This is a genomic window from Paenibacillus sp. NN59 (assembly GCF_057597225.1).
In genome coordinates this window covers 5694474-5713145 of the sequence record NZ_CP199678.1, presented here as the reverse complement: position 1 = coordinate 5713145, position 18672 = coordinate 5694474, and the positions used below count along the sequence as shown (strand labels likewise).

At 47.4% G+C, this 18672-nt stretch carries 20 protein-coding genes and 1 other annotated feature (1 of these 21 cut by a window edge); of the genes, 19 read left to right on the top strand and 1 reads right to left on the bottom strand.

The window, feature by feature from the left end:
* Positions 1-140 precede the first annotated feature (140 nt).
* From ACT89M_RS25065 to pssA, 4 genes are all read left to right on the top strand, one after another.
* Positions 141-2603 (top strand): ATP-dependent Clp protease ATP-binding subunit, encoded by a 2463-nt coding sequence (locus tag ACT89M_RS25065; protein WP_154892120.1) that lies wholly within the window; start codon positions 141-143, stop codon positions 2601-2603.
* Positions 2604-2905: 302 nt separating this feature from the next.
* A complete protein-coding gene (radA, locus tag ACT89M_RS25060; RefSeq protein WP_090924698.1) occupies positions 2906-4273 on the top strand; it encodes a DNA repair protein RadA in 1368 nt (455 codons plus the stop codon).
* A 13-nt stretch (positions 4274-4286) separates the two neighbouring features.
* Positions 4287-5363 (top strand): DNA integrity scanning diadenylate cyclase DisA, encoded by a 1077-nt coding sequence (gene disA / locus ACT89M_RS25055; protein ID WP_251512077.1) that lies wholly within the window; start codon positions 4287-4289, stop codon positions 5361-5363.
* A 41-nt stretch (positions 5364-5404) separates the two neighbouring features.
* Positions 5405-6136 carry a CDP-diacylglycerol--serine O-phosphatidyltransferase gene (gene pssA, locus ACT89M_RS25050; RefSeq protein ID WP_090924696.1) on the top strand — a complete coding sequence of 244 codons (732 nt, stop codon included), beginning with the start codon at positions 5405-5407 and terminating at the stop codon, positions 6134-6136.
* Between the two features lie 148 nt (positions 6137-6284).
* On the opposite strand, the gene ACT89M_RS25045 is transcribed toward pssA, so the two are convergent.
* On the bottom strand, positions 6285-6680 hold the full coding sequence (locus ACT89M_RS25045) for a nucleoside triphosphate pyrophosphohydrolase family protein (RefSeq protein ID WP_090924695.1): 396 nt from the start codon (positions 6678-6680) through the stop codon (positions 6285-6287).
* A 173-nt stretch (positions 6681-6853) separates the two neighbouring features.
* On the opposite strand from ACT89M_RS25045, the gene ACT89M_RS25040 reads away from it, so the two are divergent.
* The 15 genes from ACT89M_RS25040 to rplA all read left to right on the top strand — a co-directional run bounded on the left by ACT89M_RS25040 (position 6854) and on the right by rplA (position 18506).
* Positions 6854-7939, top strand: a complete 1086-nt coding sequence (locus ACT89M_RS25040) for a PIN/TRAM domain-containing protein (RefSeq protein WP_090924694.1) — start codon at positions 6854-6856, stop codon at positions 7937-7939.
* A gap of 102 nt (positions 7940-8041) precedes the next feature.
* Positions 8042-8734, top strand: coding sequence for a 2-C-methyl-D-erythritol 4-phosphate cytidylyltransferase (ispD, locus tag ACT89M_RS25035; RefSeq protein WP_154892118.1), 693 nt, complete (start codon positions 8042-8044; stop codon positions 8732-8734).
* Positions 8731-9207 (top strand): 2-C-methyl-D-erythritol 2,4-cyclodiphosphate synthase, encoded by a 477-nt coding sequence (gene ispF / locus ACT89M_RS25030; RefSeq protein WP_154892117.1) that lies wholly within the window; start codon positions 8731-8733, stop codon positions 9205-9207. The genes ispD and ispF overlap by 4 nt, the downstream gene beginning before the upstream one ends.
* 33 nt (positions 9208-9240) lie before the next feature.
* A complete protein-coding gene (gene gltX, locus ACT89M_RS25025; RefSeq protein WP_090924691.1) occupies positions 9241-10695 on the top strand; it encodes a glutamate--tRNA ligase in 1455 nt (484 codons plus the stop codon).
* A gap of 521 nt (positions 10696-11216) precedes the next feature.
* The gene (gene cysE, locus ACT89M_RS25020) at positions 11217-11870 is read left to right on the top strand and encodes a serine O-acetyltransferase (RefSeq protein ID WP_090924690.1); all 654 of its coding nucleotides are present in this window, start codon (positions 11217-11219) and stop codon (positions 11868-11870) included.
* A 65-nt stretch (positions 11871-11935) separates the two neighbouring features.
* Positions 11936-13336 (top strand): cysteine--tRNA ligase, encoded by a 1401-nt coding sequence (gene cysS / locus ACT89M_RS25015; protein WP_154892116.1) that lies wholly within the window; start codon positions 11936-11938, stop codon positions 13334-13336.
* Positions 13333-13854: a Mini-ribonuclease 3 gene (locus ACT89M_RS25010; protein WP_253491039.1), complete on the top strand. Its 522-nt coding sequence runs from the start codon at positions 13333-13335 to the stop codon at positions 13852-13854. Before cysS ends, ACT89M_RS25010 begins: the two co-directional genes overlap by 4 nt.
* 51 nt (positions 13855-13905) lie before the next feature.
* Positions 13906-14652, top strand: a complete 747-nt coding sequence (gene rlmB, locus ACT89M_RS25005; RefSeq protein WP_090924688.1) for a 23S rRNA (guanosine(2251)-2'-O)-methyltransferase RlmB — start codon at positions 13906-13908, stop codon at positions 14650-14652.
* A 5-nt stretch (positions 14653-14657) separates the two neighbouring features.
* Positions 14658-15179, top strand: a complete 522-nt coding sequence (locus ACT89M_RS25000) for an NYN domain-containing protein (RefSeq protein WP_090924687.1) — start codon at positions 14658-14660, stop codon at positions 15177-15179.
* Positions 15180-15351: 172 nt separating this feature from the next.
* Positions 15352-15996 carry an RNA polymerase sporulation sigma factor SigH gene (gene sigH, locus ACT89M_RS24995; protein ID WP_024633601.1) on the top strand — a complete coding sequence of 215 codons (645 nt, stop codon included), beginning with the start codon at positions 15352-15354 and terminating at the stop codon, positions 15994-15996.
* 310 nt (positions 15997-16306) lie between these two features.
* The gene (gene rpmG / locus ACT89M_RS24990) at positions 16307-16456 is read left to right on the top strand and encodes a 50S ribosomal protein L33 (RefSeq protein WP_072735843.1); all 150 of its coding nucleotides are present in this window, start codon (positions 16307-16309) and stop codon (positions 16454-16456) included.
* A 21-nt stretch (positions 16457-16477) separates the two neighbouring features.
* A complete protein-coding gene (gene secE, locus ACT89M_RS24985) occupies positions 16478-16669 on the top strand; it encodes a preprotein translocase subunit SecE (RefSeq protein ID WP_024633600.1) in 192 nt (63 codons plus the stop codon).
* Between the two features lie 22 nt (positions 16670-16691).
* Entirely contained in the window at positions 16692-17225 is a 534-nt protein-coding gene (gene nusG / locus ACT89M_RS24980; RefSeq protein ID WP_024633599.1) for a transcription termination/antitermination protein NusG, read from the top strand.
* A 68-nt stretch (positions 17226-17293) separates the two neighbouring features.
* On the top strand, positions 17294-17719 hold the full coding sequence (rplK, locus tag ACT89M_RS24975) for a 50S ribosomal protein L11 (RefSeq protein ID WP_017692062.1): 426 nt from the start codon (positions 17294-17296) through the stop codon (positions 17717-17719).
* Positions 17720-17813: 94 nt separating this feature from the next.
* Positions 17814-18506: a 50S ribosomal protein L1 gene (gene rplA, locus ACT89M_RS24970; protein WP_090924686.1), complete on the top strand. Its 693-nt coding sequence runs from the start codon at positions 17814-17816 to the stop codon at positions 18504-18506.
* A 68-nt stretch (positions 18507-18574) separates the two neighbouring features.
* Positions 18575-18672, top strand: a sequence feature (ribosomal protein L10 leader region); it runs 49 nt beyond the window's last position.

Genomic DNA, 18672 nt, shown 5'->3' with positions numbered 1-18672 from the left:
AAGCTTCCATCTAGACTGAAGCTACCAATGATTTTATTCGCAGCATGGCTGCAAACAAAAGTGATATGAAGAATAACGAAGGGGCATTCAAATAGAATGGAATCCCTCGTTTTATCCAAAACCATGGAGGTGCAGGAGATATGATGTTTGGAAGATTTACGGAACGGGCCCAAAAGGTGCTCGCACTCGCGCAGGAAGAAGCTGTCCGTCTCGGTCACAATAACATCGGTACGGAGCATATTTTGCTCGGCCTCATTCGTGAAGGTGAAGGCATTGCTGCCAAAGCACTGATCGGCCTGGGACTCGGATTGGAAAAAATTCAGGATGAAGTAGAAACGCTGATTGGCCGTGGCCAAGAGCAACCTACGAACATTGCATATACGCCACGTGCGAAAAAAGTAATTGAATTATCGATGGATGAGGCGCGTAAACTCGGCCACACCTATGTTGGCACAGAACACATTCTTCTCGGACTGATCCGTGAAGGTGAAGGCGTTGCGGCACGTGTGCTCAATAACCTTGGCATCAGCTTGAACAAAGCACGTCAGCAAGTACTGCAATTGCTCGGTAGCAGTGAAGCAGTTTCCAGCCACAACGGCACACCTGCCAATGTAAGCACACCAACGCTGGACAGCCTCGCTCGTGATTTGACGGCGTATGCCAGAGAGAATAACCTTGACCCGGTTATTGGCCGTAGCAAGGAAATTGAGCGTGTGATTCAGGTATTGAGTCGTCGTACCAAAAATAACCCGGTATTGATCGGTGAACCGGGTGTAGGTAAAACAGCAATTGCCGAGGGGCTTGCCCAAAAAATTATTGCAAACGAAATTCCCGAAACATTGCGTGATAAACGTGTAATGACGCTGGATATGGGTTCGGTTGTTGCTGGAACCAAATATCGTGGTGAGTTCGAGGATCGATTGAAAAAAATCATGGATGAGATTCGTCAGGCGGGCAACATTGTCCTGTTCATTGATGAGTTGCACACACTGATTGGTGCGGGTGGCGCAGAAGGCGCGATTGATGCATCGAACATCTTGAAACCGGCTCTTGCTCGTGGAGAATTACAGTGCATCGGTGCAACGACACTGGATGAGTACCGCAAATATATCGAGAAGGATGCTGCGCTAGAGCGTCGTTTCCAACCGATTACAGTGGATCAACCATCACCGGAAGAAGCCATTCAAATTTTGCATGGTCTGCGTGATCGTTACGAAGCGCATCACCGTGTGAAAATTACGGACGAAGCGATTGTGCAAGCTGTCAAATTGTCGGATCGGTATATTACAGATCGTTTCTTACCGGATAAAGCGATCGACTTGATCGATGAAGCAGGATCAAAAGTAAGATTGAACTCCTATACGATTCCGCCAAACCTGAAACAATTGGAGAGCCGTCTGGAAGATATCCGTAAGGAAAAAGACGCCGCGGTTCAGAGTCAAGAGTTCGAAAAGGCAGCGGCACTGCGTGATACGGAACAAAAAATCCGTGAAGAGCTTGATACAACGAAAAATCAATGGAAAGAAAAACAAGGTCGTACCGATTCCGAAGTCACTCCGGAGGATATCGCTCAAGTGGTAGCCAACTGGACAGGAATTCCGGTGAACAAGCTGAAAGAAGAAGAGACACAGCGTCTGATGAATCTGGAGTCCATTCTTCATGAACGTGTAATCGGTCAGGATGAGGCTGTTAAATCGGTCAGCCGCGCCGTTCGCCGTGCACGTGCAGGACTTAAAGATCCAAAACGCCCAATGGGTTCATTCATCTTCCTCGGTCCTACCGGTGTAGGTAAAACCGAGCTGGCTCGTGCACTTGCTGAAGCAATGTTTGGTGATGAAAATGCCGTAATCCGGATTGATATGTCCGAGTATGGTGAGAAACACTCCACAGCACGACTGGTCGGAGCGCCTCCAGGTTATGTTGGATACGAAGAAGGCGGACAGTTGACAGAGAAAGTTCGTCGCAAACCGTACTCCGTTGTCCTGCTGGATGAAGTGGAAAAAGCTCACCCCGAAGTTTTCAACATCTTGTTGCAAGTACTGGAAGATGGTCGTCTGACGGATTCCAAAGGCCGTGTTGTTGACTTCCGTAATACACTGATCATTCTCACATCCAACGTGGGTGCAGAAGCGATCAAACGTAATTCTACTCTTGGATTCACAGCTGTTGTGGATGCAGGTGCAGATTACGATAATATGAAGGGCAAAGTGATGGATGAGCTGAAGAAAAGCTTCCGTCCTGAGTTCTTAAACCGGATCGATGAAATCATCGTATTCCACTCGCTCGAAGAGAAACACATTGCTGAGATTGTTACTCTTATGAGTGAGGACCTACGTAAACGTCTTAATGAGTACGAGGTGGATTTTGAGCTCACAGATAACGCTAAGGCTTTCTTGGCGAAAGCTGGCTTTGATCCTGCTTACGGTGCACGCCCACTTCGCCGGGCGATCCAGAAGCACATTGAAGACAAATTGTCTGAAGAGTTGCTTACAGGTAATGTGACTAAAGGGGATTCCTTACTCATCGACGAAGAGAATGGTGCATTGTCTGTAACGAAAAAGGAAGCAGCCGTTCCATCCAATGAGGAAATTGAAACAAAATAAATATGATGTATGTGGCTGAATGAATTCAGCTACCCGCATATATAGAACCTCATATATAGAACCTCCCTGGCTTTGGCCGGGGAGGTTTTTTCGTATGTACGAATTATAAAGGGATGTGTGAAGATTTGATTGAGATGAAGCGATATTGATGAGGAACATGTGTAAAGTTTGCGATAATCCTTTACGAAAAATCTCAAACAATGGTAAACTTTTAGTATCCCTGTATGTCAGGGCAACGAGTAAATTTTGTCGAATAATGCAAAATGCTGCTATAAAATAAAAAAATCAATAGGAGTGCTGAAGTGGCCAAAGTAAAAACTAAGTTTCAATGTACGGAATGCGGCTATGAAGCCCCCAAATGGTACGGGAAATGTCCTGGCTGTCAGTCCTGGAATTCGATGATAGAAGAAACTGAAACGGTAGTCAAAACACAAGGAAGAAATTCTCCTCTGTTTGACAGTAAAGATAAACCGCTTCCTATCATAGATATAGATAGCGGTCAGGAGCCGCGTGTACAGACTGGAATCGGTGAACTGAACCGTGTATTGGGCGGCGGCATTGTGCCAGGTTCGCTTGTTCTGGTGGGGGGCGACCCGGGGATTGGAAAATCAACATTGATGTTACAGACTTCTCATGCGCTGACCCACTCGGGGCTACGCGTGTTATATGTGTCTGGAGAAGAATCCGTAAAGCAGACGAAGCTGCGCGCAGACCGTCTTGGTGCACTTTCGCCGGAGCTGTATGTGCTCTGTGAAACCAATATGGAGCGGGTTGAGGAAGCGGTGGATCAGATCCAGCCGCATTTTCTTGTCATCGATTCCATTCAGACCGTATATCTGCCCGAAGTTACCAGCGCACCAGGAAGTGTAGCACAGGTAAGGGAATGTACGTCTAGATTCATGCGGATTGCGAAAGGCCGAGGCATTGCAACGGTTCTTGTAGGGCATGTTACCAAAGAAGGTGCCATTGCTGGTCCGCGTATGCTGGAGCATATGGTGGACTGTGTGCTTTATTTCGAAGGAGAGCGGCATCATACGTATCGTCTCCTTCGTGCGGTGAAGAACCGTTTCGGTTCTACTAACGAGATTGGCATATTTGAAATGGGGGAAGATGGCCTTCGTGAAGTCGGTAATCCCTCCGAGTTATTTTTATCTGAACGTCCACTAGGGGTAGCTGGATCTACCGTTGTGGCGAGTATGGAAGGCACACGTCCGATGCTTGTAGAATTACAGGCTTTGATTTCCACGACCCACTTCCCTTCTCCTAGGCGGATGGCAACAGGTATCGACCATCATCGATTAAATCTAATTATAGCGGTGCTTGAAAAACGCATGGGTATGTTCCTGCAGACACAGGATGCCTATCTGAATGTCGCTGGTGGGGTGAGGCTGGATGAGCCAGCGGTCGATCTGGCTGTGGCAGTTAGCATTGCCTCCAGCTTGAGAGATGTGCCAACCAAGCCGGATGATGTCATCTTTGGCGAGATTGGCCTGACCGGTGAAGTTCGTGCCGTATCCAGGGCAGAACAACGTGTGAAAGAAGCCGCGAAGCTGGGCTTCAAACGAGTTATTTTACCAGAAAAAAGCTTAAAGGGCTGGAAACATCCTCGCGGGATACAACTGATCGGTGTGAATACCGTGGCAGATGCACTAGCGGTTGCTTTAGATTAGGGGGCATAACAAGATGAAGGATTCAAGCCAACTGGACAATATGAATGATTTGTTAAGGCTGATCGCACCAGGTACACCTTTCCGCGAAGGTCTGGAAAATGTGCTACGCGCCAAGACGGGCGCACTGCTTGTTGTAGGATACAGCCCTGAAGTAATGGAAGTGGTGGATGGGGGATTTTCGATTAACTGTGATTTCTCCCCGAACTACCTGTATGAGCTTGCTAAAATGGACGGAGCCATTATTCTGAGTGAGGATTTGAAGCGGATTTTGTATGCCAACACACAGCTGATTCCGGACTCATCCATCTCTTCCTCAGAGACAGGCATTCGTCACCGGACCGCAGAACGGGTGGCAAAACAAACGGGTAAGTTAGTTGTTTCCATCTCACAGCGCCGGAATATTATTACCCTGTACCAGGGAACACTTCGATATTCGCTTAAGGAAATCGGGGTTATTTTGACCAAAGCCAATCAGGCGATTCAAACGCTCGAAAAGTATAAAGCGGTGCTCAAGCAATCCCTCACGAATCTAAGCGCTTCCGAATTTGAGGAACTCGTTACGATTCCCGAGGTGGTTAATGTTATTCAGCGCACAGAAATGGTACTGCGGATCAAAACCGAGATTGAACGTTATATCGATGAGCTAGGTAATGAAGGAAGGCTCATTTCGATGCAAATGGAAGAGCTCGTGGGTACTACAGAGGAAGAAGCATGGTTGCTGTATAAAGACTATGCTCGTGATGACAGCGATGACAAGATTCGCGAAATTATCGTGGGATTAAAAAGATTGTCGGACGATGAGTTGCTTGATGCACATCATATTGTACGGTTGCTTGGCTATCCTTCATCTGCGGCAACTTCTGAAGATTCGGTTGCCCCGCGCGGATATCGGGTATTGAATAAGATCCCTCGTCTGCCTAATGTAATTATTCATAACTTGGTAGATCAATTTGAGCAATTACCTCATGTCATCATGGCAACGATTGAAGAACTCGATGAAGTGGACGGCATTGGCGAGGTTCGTGCCCGTACCATCAAGGAAGGTCTCAAACGTCTGCAAGAGCAGATGTTTATTGACAGACAGATGTAGAGATCGCTTATAACGGCTTTTTATGGATGAGGTGAAACAACATGTTAACCAGATTCATTCCAAATCTTTTTACCTTAGGTAATCTGTTTCTGGGTATGCTGGCCATTTTGCTGGCAATCAACGGAAAGTATAGCTCGGCCGCGATTATGGTTATCGTTGCGATGCTGCTCGACGGTCTGGATGGACGGGTGGCCAGAGCACTGAATGCACAAAGTGAATTCGGCAAGGAACTTGATTCCCTATCGGATATGGTTTCATTTGGTGCGGCGCCTGCGTTGATTATTTTCATGGTGTCTTTTCAGGATTCCATGCCGATCTTTGCCTGGATCGCAACGGCGGCTTTTCCGATCTGTGGTGCGATTCGTTTGGCGAGATTTAACGTGCGCCCGGGCATTCCGGGGTATTTCACAGGCTTGCCCATTCCCGCTGCAGGCGGTGTATTGGCTACGCTATCCCTGTTTCACAAAGATATCGGACCCATTAGCATGATGATTGCTACGTTGCTGTTGTCTTATCTGATGGTCAGCTCACTGAAATATCCCAATTTCAAAAAAGTCGGACTACCCCGCAAGGCGATCTGGATCGCTCCGTGGGTTGTGTTACTTGCGGTTGCACTGGCTGTTTTATTCCCGGATCAACTCTCCAAGCTGATTTTTATTCCGCTGGTGTTATATGCCCTATATGGTATGAGATACAGTGTAAGAACGGCAGCTTCTCGCAATCGTGCTAAGAAACGCAAGGACAAGAAATCATCGCGATCTTCTGACAACTAAAATGGGTAGGGTACGTAAGTACCAACCACTCGGCAAACTCTAAGGTCCCTATGAGTTCAAAAAAAAGCACGTACACTTCCTAACAAGGAGTGTACGTGCTTTTTGCTTGTATTCTTTGATATATGACGAAGTAGCGGGGACGGATTAGCTAAGACAGATTAAACATCCCAAGCGTCGAACATTTCTGTGATTCGTGATTCACGACCTCTTCCATGTTGATGTCCAGAAGATTGCAGAGTGCAGACATATAGAACAGGTTCCGCCCCAACTCGGAGCTGATCACCTCTTTGCAATTCTCACACAATTCACCTTCCACATGCGTTTCCAGCAGGCCCTTGGCTTGAGAAATATCACTCTCGGGGGCATATTTCTGTTTGGTGGCGTGCAGCTCAATACAGCCGCATTCGGTAATGGCTTTGGACACAGCGCGGTTAACAGAGGCTCCGGCTTGTCCCGTTTTGGACAGTACATCAATCAGGCTGCGATGGCGCAGCAACAGTTCGGAAACTTGATCCTGAAAAGCCTGTAAACTTAGCGTACTCATTTTGCCACTCACCTCGGGATATGAATTGAATTCATTATATGCCAATAAAAGTCTCACTTTCAACTGATGAGCACAACATTTCCAAAAACTTCATGCTGACGCGATTAGGTTTTCGATAATTGGATCATACTGGATATGAAAATGAAGAATGATTTGAGGAGGTGCAGGAACTCATGTGGAGAAAAGGCATTTTAACTTTTACTGGATTGTGCGGCGCATGGTTCGGGTACACGGCTTATCATCTGGCAGGCAAGTCCATTCCTTGGATGGCTGAATGGATTCAATCAGCGGGACTGCTGGGTGCGGGTGTATCAACACTGCTGGGAGCAGTACTTTTTATGTCCGTATGCACGATCGGTGGCACAATGATGGCCAACAGATTAAACAGTGGTATCGATTCTTTAGCCAGGATACCCATGAACGAGCTCGCTGCTGGCGCGGCAGGCATCGTGGCTGGACTGCTCGTAGCCTTACTGATGTATCCTTGCTTGGCTTGGCTCGGAACCGCAGGAGAGGTGCTGCAAGTGGCCCTCACGGTGATCGCTGCATATTCGGGTTATAGCTTGGCTATGGCCAAGAAAGACGATCTGGCGGCATTCTGGAAGTCAGGACGATGGGGCCACCCAGAGCCTGAAGAAGAGCGAAGAATGGAAGAACATAAAATTTTGGACACCAGCGTCATTATTGACGGCAGAATCGCAGATATCTGCAAAACCGGGTTCATCGAGGGCACGATTGTTATCCCGGAATTTGTACTGGAAGAGCTGCAACATATTGCAGACTCATCAGATCTGCTCAAACGCAACCGCGGGCGCCGTGGGCTGGACATTTTGAACAAAATCCAGAAGGAGCTTGATGTACAGGTATTGATCTACGAAGGTGATTTCGAGGAAATTTCCGAGGTGGACAGCAAACTGGTGAAGCTTGCCAAAGTACTACAAGGGAAAGTCGTAACCAACGACTTCAACCTGAATAAAGTCTGTGAACTCCAAGGGGTATCCGTACTGAACATCAATGATCTCGCGAATGCGGTGAAACCGGTTGTGCTGCCAGGTGAAGAAATTATGGTGCAGATTATCAAAGACGGCAAGGAGCACGGCCAAGGCGTAGCCTATTTGGATGATGGAACGATGATCGTGGTTGAAGGTGGACGTGAGTATATCGGCATGATGATGGAAGTTCTGGTGACCAGCGTGCTGCAGACGTCTGCGGGACGAATGATTTTTGCCAAGCCGAAACTGTTGGAAAAAGCCCAATAAAAGCGGTATGATGGGTAGTGTATCGTTGTACGATGATGGATATCGAAAGAGATATGAATTGTCGCCCGGCGATAAACTGACAGACAAGGCAGGGATTGCGGCATGGATAAAGGGTGGGGCGTTGTCATTGTGGCGGCAGGCCGGGGAACCCGAATGGGAACGACCGAGAGCAAACAGTTTTTGCTGCTGCAGGACAAGCCCGTTTTCATACATACGCTTGAAGTATTTGCGGCTCTGGACGAGATCCGTGAGATGATTCTGGTTACAGGTGTTGCAGATGTTGAACGATGCCTGGAATGGGTAAAAGAATACCAACTGGAAACGCGTGTCCGCGTGATCCCCGGAGGGAAAGAGAGACAGCATTCGGTTCATGAAGGCCTTCGGGCGCTCAGCACCGATGGGGTTCTCGTTCACGACGGGGTGCGTCCATTTGTGACCCGTGAGCAGATTAGAGAATGTATGGCTGCCGCCGAATCAGGCGAAGGTGCTGTGCTGGCTGTGCCTGTGAAGGATACGATCAAACAAGTGAATGCGGAAGGTATCGTTACAGCGACGCCGGATCGCAGCAGTCTGTGGAGCATTCAAACCCCGCAGGCTTTTCGTCTTTCTTCCCTGCTGGAGGCTTACCAATCCGCGGAACGTGACGGGTTTCTGGGGACGGATGATGCCATGCTGGCTGAGCGCCAGGGAATGTCGGTTAAGGTTGTGGAAGGCAGTTATACCAACATCAAACTAACAACACCGGAAGATTTACAGTATGCCGCGTTTTGGCTTGAGGGAGAGAAGAAGCGATGATACGTGTAGGACAAGGGTTTGACGTGCACCAATTGGTGGAAGGTAGACCGTGTATTATTGGCGGGGTAACCATTCCTTATGAGAAGGGGCTACTGGGTCACTCGGACGCAGACGTGCTGTTGCACGCAATCAGCGATGCTATTCTTGGCGCGCTGGCACTTGGGGATATCGGCAAGCATTTCCCGGACACTGATCCGGAATTCAAGGATGCAGACAGCTTGAAACTACTGGAGCATGTATGGCAACTTGTGAAGGATCGCGGCTATAAGCTTGGGAATATTGATTCAACGATTATTGCCCAGAAGCCAAAGATGGCACCGTATATCCCGCAGATGGCGGAAGTCATTGCTAAAGCGCTGGAAGCGGATGTGGCACAAGTGAACGTGAAGGCAACAACAACCGAGCAATTAGGTTTCCCTGGACGAGGAGAGGGAATTGCCGCTCAATCCGTTGTATGCCTGGTACGTGTGTGATATCATCAATCAATTAGAGACGGAGGGAATCATATGAGCACAGAAATTCGGGTGCGCTACGCACCAAGCCCAACGGGACACCTGCATATCGGGAACGCTCGTACGGCGCTGTTTAACTACTTGTATGCCAAACACAATAACGGAAAATTTATCATTCGTATCGAAGATACGGACGTGAAGCGCAACATTGCGGGCGGAGAAGAAAGCCAGCTGAAATACTTGAAATGGCTCGGCATCGAGTGGGATGAGAGTATTGATGTAGGCGGAGAATACGGGCCGTACCGTCAGACGGAACGTCTGGATCTGTATCGCAAATATACGCAGGAACTGCTGGACAAAGGCCTGGCTTATCGTTGCTACTGCACGGAAGAAGAACTCGAACAGGAGCGCGAGGAGCAGTCGGCTCGTGGAGAGACCCCGCGTTACTCCGGCAAACACCGTGACCTGACACCAGAGCAGATCGAGGCATTTGAAGCGGAAGGCCGCGTGGCGAGCATTCGTTTCCGTGTACCGGCAGATCGCACATACACATTCAACGACATGGTTAAAGGTACAATCTCGTTCAACAGCAAGGAATCAGGCGACTTTGTCATTGTGAAAAAAGATGGCATTCCCACGTACAACTATGCCGTTGCCGTGGACGATCACTTGATGAAGATCTCCCACGTGCTACGCGGGGAGGATCATATCTCCAACACGCCGCGTCAGCTGATGATCTATGAAGCGCTTGGCTGGGAGCCGCCGCAATTCGGTCATATGACGCTGATCGTGAACGAAAACCACAAAAAACTGAGTAAACGCGATGAATCCGTAATTCAGTTTATTGAGCAATATGATCAGCTTGGCTATCTGCCAGAAGCGATGTTTAACTTCATCTCCTTGCTTGGCTGGTCGCCAGAAGGGGAAGAAGAAATCTTCTCACAAGAGCAGTTGATCTCTATCTTTGATACGAAACGTCTATCCAAGAGCCCGGCCGTATTTGATACACACAAGCTGGCGCATTTGAATAACCATTACATTAAAAATGCGGACCCTGCACGGATTGCCGAGATGGCTATTCCGCATCTGCAAAAAGCAGGACGTCTACCTGCGGAGCTGTCATCTGAACAAAAAGAGTGGGCATATACGCTCGTACATCTCTATCAGGAGCAGATGAATGCGGCATCCGATATCGTGGAACTGTCCGAAGTGTTCTTCCGTTCCGAAGTTGAACTGGAAAGTGAAGGCGCTGCGGTACTTGCTGAAGAACAGGTTCCAACTGTGCTGAAGGCATTTGCAGATAAAGTACAGGCAAGTGATGAATTCACGCCAAGCAAAATGGCTGCTTTGATCAAGGAAGTGCAGAAGGAAACAGGCTTCAAGGGTAAACAGCTCTTTATGCCAATCCGCGTTGCTTTGACTGGACAGACCCATGGACGTGATCTCAATCAGACTATCGTGTTGCTGGGTCGTGACACTGTCATCGAGCGTTTGCTGGCACGAGTGTAAGTATTCATTGTTCAACTGATGCCATTCAATTCTGCTGGTTGTCAGTGCGAAGGCTTTTCGCTATAATAGCAACACAAGGTTGAATTGTCATAATACGTTCATATAGAACAGCAAAGACCGGGAGAAGTAAGCTGATCCGGACAGATCCAGAGAGGATGGCCCCGCGCGTGAACAGAGATTACTTCTGCTCAGCGAGTGGTGGCTGCGAGTCATCCACTGTCCAGCAGTCTGAAATGCACCCGTGAGCTGCACCGTCGAATCCGGCCCCGCTTCTATTCATTGGATAGAGGAAAACGTCAGGATAGATGGCGACGACTGGTTCCCGTTACCGAGCCGCCAGAGGGCCCATTCCTTTTATTCAAGAAGAGGAATGAGCCAAGCAGAGTGGGACCGCGACTAACGCCTCTGCAGCTTCGTGCTGCAGGGGCGTTTTTTGTCTAGCGAGTGCGCAAGTATACTACCAAGGAACACGCCGTCCGGCGAACCCGGAGGACGAGAACCGGAACAAGAGGGGAACGAGCATGTTCAAAAAGATCAGATCCGATATCCAGACGGTCTTTGAAAATGATCCGGCCGCCCGGAGTTGGTTTGAAGTCGTATTTACGTATTCAGGGCTGCATGCCATATGGGCCCATCGATTTGCTCACAATCTGTACAAACGAAGATGGTACTCGCTCGCCCGGTTCGTATCACAGGTTAGCCGGTTTATGACAGGGATAGAGATTCATCCTGGAGCTACGATTGGGGAACGTTTGTTCATTGACCACGGTATGGGCGTTGTTATTGGAGAAACCTGTGAGATTGGTGACGATGTCGTGATATATCAGGGAGTAACTCTTGGGGGAACGGGGAAAGAAAAAGGAAAGAGACATCCCACGATTGGTAATAATGTGGTTATCTCATCTGGCGCAAAGGTGTTGGGATCATTTCGTGTCGGGGATCAAAGCAACATCGGAGCAAACTCCGTTGTGCTGAAAGAAGTTCCTGCTAATAGCACGGTGGTGGGCATCCCAGGTAGAATCGTCAAACAGGATGGACGTAGGGTGGATCGTCTTAATCAACAATTGCCCGATCCGGTTATTGACTCTCTGCGCAGCATGCAGCGCGAGATTGAACGGCTGCAGGAAGAAGTGCGAACTTTGCAAAATACACGAGAATCGGAGAAATGCACATAACTCCATCGATCAACATAAACCATGGAATCAAGTAAAAGTAGTTTAGAATGAAAGGAAAAGTGACTATGACACTTCAGATTTATAATACGATGAGTCGCACCAAAGAGGAGTTTGTTCCACAAGAGCCTGGCAAAGTGAAAATGTATGTATGCGGGCCAACCGTCTATGACTACATTCATATCGGCAATGCACGTCCGGTGATCTTTTTCGACACGGTTCGTGGATATCTGGAGCAGATCGGACATGAAGTGAATTATGTCGTGAACTTCACCGATGTCGATGACAAACTCATTCGCAAAGCAGAGCAGCTGGGTACCGACGTTCCGCATGTGGCTGAAACATTTATTGCCGCGTATTATGCCGATCTAGAGGGACTCGGTATTCCTAAAGCGAGCAGTAATCCACGGGTAACGGAGAATATGCCGCTTATTATCGATTTTATCCGTGAACTGGTTGAAAAAGGTTTCGCATATGAAAATGGCGGTGACGTATATTATCGAACAGGAAAGTTCGAAAAATACGGTCAATTGTCGAAACAAAACCTGCAGGAGTTGCAGTTCGGTATTCGGATCGGTGTAGATGAACGGAAGGAACACCCGGAAGACTTTGTGCTCTGGAAAGCAGCCAAACCAGGTGAGATCTTCTGGTCTAGCCCATGGGGAGATGGTCGTCCTGGATGGCATATCGAGTGCTCTGCTATGGCAAGAGAATACCTTGGTGACACGCTAGATATTCACGGCGGTGGACAGGATTTGCAGTTCCCTCACCATGAATGCGAATGCGCACAGTCCGAGGCAATAACAGGCGCACCTTTGGCGAATTACTGGATGCATAACGGTTTTATTCGTATTGATAACGAAAAAATGTCGAAATCTCTCGGTAACGGTGTTCTGGTAAAAGACCTGCGTAATCAGTACAAACGTGAAGCGATTCGTTACTTTATGTTGTCCACCCACTATCGTAACCCGCTCAATTTTACAGAAGATACGATGGAACAGGCGCAAAACAGTGTGGATCGTATTGCGAATGCAGTAGGTAACCTGAGACATCGCCTGGGAGCTGTGTCTGTTAATCAGGAGGTTACACCTGAATTTTCGGCAAAACTAGACCGGATTCGACAACAATATCATGAAAAAATGCAGGATGATTTTAATACACCGGATGCAATCACGGCGTTGTTTGAGTGGGCAGCGGAAGCGAACCAGTTGTTGCAACAAGATGTGGTCAATGCCGCTGAAATTCATGCACTGCTTGAACTGTTCGGAGAACTCAATGCTGTGCTTCGAATCTACACGGATGTTGAACCAGAGCTTCTGGATGAGGACATTGAACGCTTGATTCAGGATCGAGTGGAAGCACGTAAGTCTAAAAACTGGGCTCGTGCGGATGAAATTCGTGATGAACTATCTGCTCAAGGGATTCTGCTGGAAGATACCGCACAGGGAATGAGATGGCGGCGCAAATGAGTGGAGAAAAAGAGAATGTTTTGTCTGGTTCTGTCGAGCGGAATGAACAGGCCAAGCAAGTGGTGACTAATAATCAGGTTAATGAACTTGAGGGGGGATGGTTTCCTTATCCACCCTCCAGGCCTGCACGATTGATTCCGCCAATCGCACTGGCTTACATCGGTGATGCGGTATATGAGGTTGCCGTGAGACAGTATCTGTTATCCAAAGCGAACATGCGTCCTAACCATCTGCACCGCAGTGCAACCAAACTGGTATCTGCCAAAGCACAAAGCCGCATACTGACAAGTATTGAGGCTGAACTGACAGAAGAAGAGCAAGATGTTGTGCGGCAAGGGCGGAATGCCAAATCGGGCAGTGTTCCCAAAAATGCAGATGTGCTGGAGTATAGACATGCAACGGCGTTTGAATGTCTGATTGGTTATCTGTATAGCAGTAGTCAGCATGATCGCATGATTCAACTGATCGGGCTGGGTATTGAGCTGGCGGAGCAAGCATCTGCATCCACGTCAAAATAGCTTCAGGGTTGAAATATATATAACAAGCAATACAGAGAGGAACGAATGAGGATGGAAGAAGAATGGATTGCCGGTAAACACTCCGTAACGGAGGCGTTACGATCAGGCCGGACCATTAATAAAATATGGATTGCTGATACGGCTCAGAAACATTTGACGCAACCAATTATTGCGGAAGCCAAAAAACAGGGGATTGTCATTCAGCATGTGGACAAGCGCAAGTTGGACCAGACGGTTCCTGGTATTCAACATCAGGGTGTAGTTGCGCAGGCAGCGCCTTATGCCTATGCTGAGGTTGAAGATATTTTGGAAGCGGCCAAATCTAAAAATGAACATCCGTTTTTAATTTTGCTTGATGAGATTGAAGACCCTCATAATCTGGGTTCTATCTTGCGTACAGCGGACTGCACAGGAGCTCACGGCGTTATTGTTCCTAAACGGCGCTCAGCGGCTGTAACTGCAACAGTGTCTAAGACATCAGCAGGTGCAGCAGAGTATGTTCCAGTCGCTCGTGTAAGCAATCTGGCACAAACGATTGATCGGTTGAAAGAAGAAGGCGTATGGGTTGTTGGTACAGATGTTACTGCGCGTGAAGGCGTGTTTGGCAATGGAGTATTCACAGGACCGGTTGCACTTGTCATCGGGAATGAAAATAAAGGTATGGGTCGTCTTATTCGTGAGAAATGCGATGTTCTGGTCAAATTGCCTATGCAAGGTCAGATTAATTCCCTGAATGCCTCTGTGGCAGCTGGTGTTGTTATGTATGAGGTGCTTCGTGCTCGCCAAGAGCAGGAATAGATGATATGGCTGATTCCCGTGATGTGCTTCTTGTAGACGGGTATAACATGATTGGCGGCTGGCCTGAATTATCCAAAATAGCCGAAAACGAATTGGAAGAAGCGCGGAACAGGCTCCTCTTTCGGCTTGCGGACTATCAGGCTTTCTCCGGCCGCCGAGTCATTGTAGTGTTTGACGCCTACCTTGTGCCAGGACTCGGTAAATCCTTTACACAGAGCAAAGTGGAAGTTCATTTTACAAAGGAAAAAGAGACGGCAGACGAATGTATCGAGAGACTCGTTCGGGAACTAAGCATGCGAAGACGCCAAATCTATGTAGCAACCAGCGATATGGTAGAGCAACATGTCATCTTTGGACAGGGAGCGTTGCGCGTATCTGCCAGAGAGCTGCTGATTGAAGTGGAACAAAATGAAAAGGAATTGCAACAACGGCTTGCAGAGGATCAGGCAAGGTCAACACGGAATACAATTGGGGGCAAATTAAGCCCGGATGTTTTACAGCAATTTGAACGCTGGAGACGAGGCTGACAGCGGATTTCTTACAAATTTTTCAATATTGAAACTATTGACAATTATGTTATAGCTGTTCTTTTTTAGGGATGCCGTGGTTGACGGTGGGAGGTACCATCATATATACTGTTCGTATATTTCATAGAGTAGAGTAACGGGGTACCTTGCGTTGCAGCCGGAGGGATTGTCTGTGAGTGTCGACCTCAAAGATATCATGTTATCCAAGTATGATTACCAAAGTGACGAAGACATTGTCGAAGCGGTCCGTGAAGGCGAAAGCGAAGCGCTGGAGTTTTTGATCAACAAGTATCGCAACTTTGTACGCGCCAAGGCAAGATCTTATTTTTTGATCGGAGCTGACCGGGAAGATATTATTCAAGAAGGAATGATTGGCCTTTACAAATCCATTCGTGATTTCAAAGGGGACAAGCTTGCTTCGTTCAAGGCATTTGCCGAACTGTGCATTACAAGACAGATCATTACGGCGATCAAGACAGCCACACGTCAGAAGCATATTCCGCTTAATTCTTATGTATCTCTGGACAAGCCCATTTATGATGAAGAGTCTGATCGTACGTTACTCGATGTGATTTGTGGAACTCAGGTCAGTGATCCGGAAGAGTTGATTATTAACCAGGAAGAGTTTGTAGGCCTGGAAGATAAAATGTCCGAGATTTTGAGTGACCTGGAACGTAAAGTACTGATGTTGTACCTAGACGGGAGATCTTATCAAGAGATTGCAGTGGATTTGGATCGTCATGTAAAGTCTATCGATAATGCATTGCAGCGTGTAAAACGCAAACTTGAAAAGTACCTGGAAGTTCGAGATAATTGAACAAAGGTTGTTGTCGTTGATGAAAAAGGCTCGGTGTTTGAGTCTTTTTTTATTGTCTGTAGTTTATATTGTTAAGGTTTGATAAATACTAGTAATCGCTCGGTTCATACTGGAGCAGTGAAAAAATCAGAGATGAGAGATACGTTGCGTTTCCTGCGGAATTAATACCCATCGACGAAAGGTTATTCTTTCGTTGACATGCTTATACCCTTGTGATAAAGTGTTTTAGGTAGGCCTATTTTACGGCTTTTTTTTCAGGATCAATTTAGAGACTCTGCTTCAATGTGGAAGTCTTCGGGAGGTGTACATCATGCGGGTAATTATTACTTTGGCTTGTACGAACTGCAAACAAAGAAATTACACTACGACAAAAAACAAGCGTAATCACCCCGACCGCATGGAGATGAAGAAATTTTGCAAGTTTTGTAACGAGCAGACTTCTCATCGCGAAACCAGATAGTTTTTTGGAGGTGTAGTCGGCGTGAAACGTAGTTTCAAATCTCTGATTTCCTTTTTCTCTGAAAGCTGGGCTGAACTTAAAAAGGTTCGCTGGCCTAATCGTAAAGAGCTGACGAACTACACGTTAATTGTACTTGGTACTGTTGTGGTTATGACGCTGTTTTTTTGGGTCGTAGATATCGGCATCTCCGCTGTGATCGAAGCGATTATTTAAGAAGGGTCCCAGGTGGCTTGATATGGAAAAAAGATGGTACGTCGTTCATACCTATTCAGGGTATGAAAATAAGGTCAAAGCCAATTTGGAAAAACGCGTAGAGTCCATGGGCATGGAAGACAAGATTTTCCGCGTTCTTGTTCCGATGGAAGAAGAAGTGGTAAACAAAGACGGTAAGAAAAAGACCGTTATGCGTAAAGTTTACCCCGGTTATGTCTTGGTCGAAATGGTTCAGACGGATGATTCTTGGTATGTTGTTCGCAATACACCAGGTGTTACCGGCTTTGTCGGTTCGACAGGTTCCGGTTCCAAACCAACAGCCTTGTTGCCAGAAGAAGTGGAACAAATTCTGAAGCACATGGGTATGGTTGAACCTAAGCCTAAAATTGAATTCGATATTAAGGAATCCGTACGTATTAAAGTCGGTCCTTTTGCGAATTTTGTGGGCTCCGTGGAAGAGATTTTGGTAGACAAGAGCAAGCTCAAGGTACATGTTAACATGTTTGGACGGGAAACACCGCTTGAGTTGGAATACACCCAAGTGGAGAAGATATAGTCTCTTCAAGTTTCTTGTGGGAGGGCTGTGAGGCCCGTTAACCACTATTTTGCAAGGAGGTGTCTATCATGGCAAAAAAGGTAATCAAAATGGTAAAACTGCAGATTCCAGCAGGTAAAGCAAATCCAGCACCACCAGTAGGTCCGGCATTGGGTCAAGCAGGTGTCAACATCATGGCATTCTGTAAAGAATTCAACGCTCGTACAGCTGACCAAGCAGGATTGATCATTCCAGTTGAGATTTCTGTATTCGAGGACCGTTCCTTTACATTCATCACTAAAACTCCACCTGCAGCAGTTCTGTTGAAAGTGGCAGCTAAAGTTGAAAAAGGATCCGGCGAGCCGAACAAGAAAAAAGTTGCTACCGTTAAACGTGACGCGGTACGTCAAATCGCGGAAACAAAAATGCCTGACCTGAATGCTGCTGACGTTGAGTCCGCAATGCGTATGGTTGAAGGTACTGCCCGCAGCATGGGTATCACCATCGAAGACTAATTTTCACACGAAACATGGCTTCGTAAAGCCGGCCGATTCGCGGCCGGTCAATGTGGGAGGTATATCCGCTAAAACCACAAAGGAGGAATATAACATGGCTAAACACGGTAAAAAATACCTGGAAGCTGCTAAGCTGATCGACAGCGAAGCAACTTACGAGCCTTCAGAAGCTGTAGAGCTTGTGAAAAAGGCAGCTACTGCAAAATTCGATGAAACTATCGAAGCAGCAGTTCGTTTGGGCGTAGACCCTCGTAAGCAAGACCAGGCAGTACGTGGTGTTGTTGTCTTGCCACACGGTACAGGTAAAACACAACGCGTATTGGTATTTGCAAAAGGTGACAAAGCGAAAGAAGCGGAAGCGGCTGGCGCGGACTATGTTGGTGATGCAGACATGATCAACAAAATCCAACAAGGCTGGTTCGAATTCGACGTCTGCGTAGCGACACCGGATATGATGAGTGAAGTAGGTAAATTGGGCCGTCTGCTCGGCGGTAAAGGTCTGATGCCTAACCCTAAAGCCGGAACGGTAACTTTCGATGTAACTAAGGCTGTTCAAGAAATCAAAGCCGGTAAAATCGAATATCGTCTGGATCGTGCAGGTCAAATTCATGCACCGATCGGTAAAGCTTCTTTCTCTTCCGAGCAATTGAATGAGAACCTCAAAGCTCTCATGGATGCTCTGAACCGTGCTAAACCGGCGGCAGCTAAAGGTGTTTATCTGAAGAACGTAAGTCTTTCTTCTACGATGGGCCCTGGTGCACGCGTGAACGCAGCAGCTTTTAGATAAAATATTCTTGACAGGTTCGCCCTGTTCTGATATTCTATAAAAGTTGTGAGTCCGAGTGACTGACCGTTGACATTTGAATATGCTTGCCGTAGACAGTAGGTGCCATATGGCTTAATTTCCTACCGAGGTGTGATTATACAACTTGAACGATGCAAATCGGATGCGA